Genomic DNA, 5,482 nt, shown 5'->3' with positions numbered 1-5,482 from the left:
GAGCCGCTTCGAAGCAGATGCGACAAGTGAAGTTGATCGCAACGAACGCCAATCATCCAGACTCGTTCGGTTTGCGGCCAGCATCGAACCGGTGCAGGGCCGCCGTATCCACATCGAGAAGATCAACGCACCCTTCACATTTGGCGACCTCGGCGCGAGCATCCGATACGCGATCGAAAGGGCCGGCTCGAACTGCACGAGAGCGGGACCTATGTGCGGCTGCTGACGCCGGGCGCGGACCTGCTCCGTCAGTAGGTCAACGTCAAGGACAGCCACGCCGCGAGGAACACGCAGAGACAAATTCCCAGATATGGCAATGCAAGGCGCATCGGGCTTCTCCTCCGAAACGCATCAAATATGACCCAGCTTCACATGCCGGCCTGCCTTCGACTAGGAATCTGGGGTTGTAATTCGCCCGCCGCCATTCGCGGCGGTAACGGCTCGCACTGATAAGCAAACTGTGAAAACCTTGTCGGTTGCGAACCTCGCGATATTTCCATTGATCTTCCGAGTCTGCCCCTCTTCGGGTAAGCACGCGCAAGTTCTTGGCCGCATAATCGATCGACACAAAACTCAGCAGATCCATCCGAGCGCCCCCGAATCAATGATCCAAGTGTGCCAGTCAGGTTGTTCAGAGGTTTCCCTGGTTGCGTCAGTAACGTATATTTTAAATCTTGAAATGATATTTAAATTGACTTAACTTTAGATTTTAACTTTAAATGCGGACCTGACGAAATCATTTGAGCCATTGCAGGCGGATTTAAACTGCCTGCCGTCGTGGAGAAGGAAAACGCGATGGGCGCTCCTGTACAGCAAGACAAGCTTCGGAAAGCGAACAAAAGAAACGAAATGCTCAATGATGGGCGTTTCAACTTGCGCCTCCCGCCGCGCGGGGACACAGAGTGGTCTCCATCCGACCCGGACAACGCCTCCGCGCAACTCGCGATCGTTCCCGAGTTGACATCGGCCCACGCCATTCCTTCTGCCGGGGTTACGGCTTCTCTGCTGGCGGGTCCGTCGTCTACAGTACCGGACAGTTTCGCGGCGGCGCCGACAGCAGTCGATGTCGTCGCGCCAGATACCTCGGCAGAGCCCAACCTCACTCGGACTTCCACAGACCTCACGACCGCCCCTACTTCGACGGACACGACTTCCCCTGTCCTGATCCTCACTTCGGCGCCGTCCGGCAGCGGTTCTGTGACGCCGACGGTGGCGCAGCCCCTGACGATCGTCACGCCCCTCAGCTGTTGCGGCGTGTGCGGGTTCTATCAATGTCCAACGCAGCTAATGCTGACCGGCAATGGACTCGCCGGACAAATCACCGGTGACGGTCTAGCCAACCCATCCCTGTTGACCAACCTTGCCATGCCGGTCTCGACACAACTGGTCGGCGGAACCGCGGCCAGCAGCGGCTACCCGACCGGCAGCGGCCACACGACCGGCGATTACGGCATCCTTGGGGGCGCGGTTACGGACACGACGCCAGCACAGGCAGCGGCGCAACAGGCCGCCGTCGCGGCATCACTGCAGGGCGTGCAAAACCTCAATCCCATTGTCCTCGAGAACATGAAGCCCGGAAATCCCGAAAGCGAGTGGGGTATCGACGGAGCGGGCGACAGTAATATCGAAGGCTTCGCCACCGACATCAGCGTCAACCACGGTTCGCCGATCAGCTTCAAGATCAACACGAATTCGACAGACTACCGGATCGATATCTACCGCCTCGGCTATTACGGCGGACTGGGCGCGCGCAAGGTCGACACGATCACGCACACCGGACTGCAGACGCAGCCTGACCCCCTTGTCGACCCCACGACAGGATTGGTCGACGCCGGCAACTGGTCGGTTTCCGCAACCTGGGACGTTCCGGCGGACGCGGTCTCGGGCGTTTACATCGCCAAGCTGACGCGCCTCGACGGCACGGCCGGCGAGAACCAGATTCCCTTCATTGTGCGCGACGATTCCAGCCACAGCGACGTGGTCTTCCAGACCAGCGACGAGACTTGGCAGGCCTACAACGGCTGGGGCATCGCTAATTTCTACGGCGGCGAGGGACCTGCCACCGGCCAGGGCGCCGGGCGCGCCTATGAGGTGAGCTATAATCGTCCGATCGACACGCGCGGCGGCATTGGTACCGCCGCCGGGCCGCAGGACTATCTGTTCGGCGCGGAATATTCCTCGATCTCGTGGCTCGAGGAGAACGGCTACGACGTTTCCTACATGTCTGGCATCGATGTCGACCGCTACGGTAGCTTGCTCTTGAACCACAAGGTTTTCGTGGATTCCGGCCACGATGAATATTGGACGGAAAACCAGCGGAACAACGTCCAGGCCGCGCGGGACGCCGGCGTCAACCTGGAATTCTGGAGCGGCAACGAGATGTACTGGGAGACGCGGTTGGCGCCCAGCATCAGCAGCGACCAGACCAATTACCGCACGCTGGTATCCTACAAGGAAACCTGGGCCAATGCGGATACCGACCCGAGCAGTCAGTGGACCGGCACGTTCCGTGACCCGCGCTTCCCTTCGGAGACCGGCGCCGGAACCCCCGAGAACAGTCTCACGGGACAATTGTTCACGGTCGACGACACGCGATTCAGCATCGGCCTGAAATCGATCACGGTTCCCTACGACGACGCCAATCTCCGATTCTGGCGCAACACCAGCGTCGCCAATCTGCAACCCGGCCAGACGGCGACCCTGACCCAGAATTATCTGGGTTACGAATGGGACACCACGCCGGACAACGGCTTCGATCCCGCCGGTCTCGTCCAGCTTTCGTCGACCACGCTGGACGTCAACACCTATCTTCTCGACTACGGCAACACCACGGGGAACGGCACCGCGACCCACTCGCTGAGCCTGTATCGGGCGCCGTCCGGCGCGCTGGTTTTCGGCGCAGGCACCGTCTATTGGTCCTGGGGGCTGAGCGACAATCATGACCTCGAGGCAACGCCGACCGACAGCCGCGTACAGCAGGCGATGGTCAATCTGTTCGCCGACATGGGGGTGCAACCCCAAACGTTGCAGTCGGGCCTCATCAAGGGCACGCCGAGCACGGACCATACGCCGCCGGTCTCCACGATTGACCCCATCGGAAACGTCAACGCAGGCAGCCTCGTCACCATTTCCGGAACGGCGTCTGATGTCGGCGGCGTGATCGCGGGCATCGAGGTCTCGACCGATGGCGGCACGAGCTGGCACCCCGCGACGGGAGACGAACACTGGACCTATACTTGGTCGCCGCAGGTCCCGGGCCCGGTGACCATCGAGTCCCGCGCCGTCGACGACAGCATCAATCTCGAGACGCCGTCCGCCGGACAGACCGTCACGGTTGGAGCCTTCCCATATCTGACTGTATTTCCCGGAAGTGCTACTCCGGCCGTGGTCAACACCACGGACGCGTCGGCCGTCGAACTCGGTCTGCAATTCTCGTCATCGGTGACGGGAACCGCGACCGGCGTGCGCTTCTACAAAAGCAGCCAGGACACCGGCGTGCACACGGGCGAGTTGTGGTCGAGCACCGGAACGCTGCTCGCGAGCGTGACCTTCAGCAATGAGACGGAAAGCGGCTGGCAATCCGCGAGCTTCTCCAATCCGGTGACCATCACGCCGGGTCAGATCTATACAGTGTCTTACCACACCAATGCGGGGCATTATTCCAATACGCAAGAGTTCTTCGACTCTCCGGTCAAGAGCGGGCCGCTGACCGCAGCCGCCGGTGTCTTCGCCTATTCGACCACAAGCCAATTTCCGACGAGCACCTTCGATTCCACGAATTTCTGGGTCGACGTGATGTTCAACCCCACAACGGGGGTCACAAACCATGCGCCTACGGCCGTTGCGGACAATGGCTTGACGGGAGCCCAGAACTCGGCCGTCGTCATTGCAGCGTCGCAGCTCCTCGCCAACGATTCCGATTTGGACGGCGATACCCTTTCGATCACTTCGGTGAGCGCGGCCTCGCACGGGACCGTCACTCTCACCACGCAATCCAATCCGCAGAACTCGACCATCACTTTCACGCCGGATGCCGGCTACACCGGCGCGGCGTCGTTCTCCTACTCGATCTCGGACGGGCGCGGCGGAACCTCCACCGCTCAAGTGAGCCTGACGATCCAGCCCGCAGGCAGCGCGTCATATAGTCTGTTCTCGGCCGCGAACATTCCGGCCGCCACTGAAAACGACAACACGCCGGTCGAGCTCGGCGTGAAGTTCACCTCTTCGACGGCGGGACAGGTGACAGCGCTGAAATTCTATCGCTCGGCCAACGACAACGGACCCGACGTACTCGACCTCTGGAACGCGACAGGCACAAAGCTCGCCAGCGTCACCTTCACCAACACCAGCGCCAGCGGCTGGCAGACGGTCGCCCTGGCGACGCCGGTCACGATCTCGGCCAACACGACCTATGTCGCCTCCTACCACACCATGGGCGCCTATGTGATAACCGCAAATTACTTCACCGGCGCGGTCACGAGCGGCCCGCTCTCGGCGATCGCGGCCTCCAACGGCGTCTATGCCTATGGCGGGACCAGCACGGCCGGCGTGTTTCCTTCGAGCTCATATAACGCGAGCAATTATTGGGCGGATATTGCGTTCACGCCAGTCGGCGGATCGAACACCGCGCCGACAGCAGTCGCGGACACGGGCAGCGCCACGGAGAAGGGTGGCATCGCCAATGGCATTGCCGGATCCGCGGCCACCGGCAACGTGCTCACCAACGACACCGATCCCGACACCGGCGACACCAAGACCGTCACCGCGGTCAGTTTTGGAGCCACCGCGGGCGCGCTCGGCACGTCGCTGACCGGCGCGCATGGCGGACTCGTCCTCAACGCCGACGGCACCTACACCTATACGATCAACGAGACCGACGCTGCGGTCCAGGCGCTGCGGCTCCCCACCGACACGCTGACCGACACGTTCAATTACACGATGAGTGACACCGCCGGCGCCAATTCCTCGACGACGTTGACCGTCACCATCCACGGCGCCAACGACGCGCCGGTGCTGGCGGCCCAGACGTCGGCGCAGTCGGCCGTCATCGGCCAGGCCTATTCCTTGACCCTGCCGACCGGGACCTTCACCGATGTCGACAGCGGCGACAGCCTGACCTATGTCGCGACCAACTCGACAGGCGCGGCGCTGCCGACCTGGCTCAGCTTCAACGCCACGACGCGCGTCTTCACCGGAACGCCGGCCGCTGCCGATGCCGGCACCGTCGCCGTCAAGCTCACCGCGACCGACGCAGGCGGCCTCTCCGCCAGCGAAAACTTCAACCTGACCGTCTCGACCACGGCGTCCCAGAATTTCAGCCTGTTCAGCGCATCGACGCCGGCGACGGCACCGACGTCCTTCAATGACGGTCAGCCGCTGGAATTGGGCGTGAAGTTCACCTCTTCGACGGCGGGACAGGTAACGGCGCTGAAATTCTATCGCTCGGCCAACGACAACGGACCCGACGTGCTCGACCTCTGGA

At 61.9% G+C, this 5,482-nt stretch carries 1 protein-coding gene and 1 pseudogene; both read left to right on the top strand.

Going from position 1 to position 5,482, the window contains the following annotated elements:
• Nucleotides 1–226, top strand: a pseudogene (locus UB31_RS42410) (hypothetical protein); the annotation flags it as partial.
• Nucleotides 227–1,287: 1,061 nt separating this feature from the next.
• A partial coding sequence (locus UB31_RS26485; protein WP_502691285.1) for a DUF4082 domain-containing protein occupies nucleotides 1,288–5,482 on the top strand: 4,195 nt, incomplete at its 3' end.

The sequence above is a fragment of the Bradyrhizobium sp. LTSP849 genome, assembly GCF_000938255.1.
GTDB lineage: Bacteria > Pseudomonadota > Alphaproteobacteria > Rhizobiales > Xanthobacteraceae > Bradyrhizobium.
This window is presented reverse-complemented; position numbering and strand designations above follow the sequence as displayed.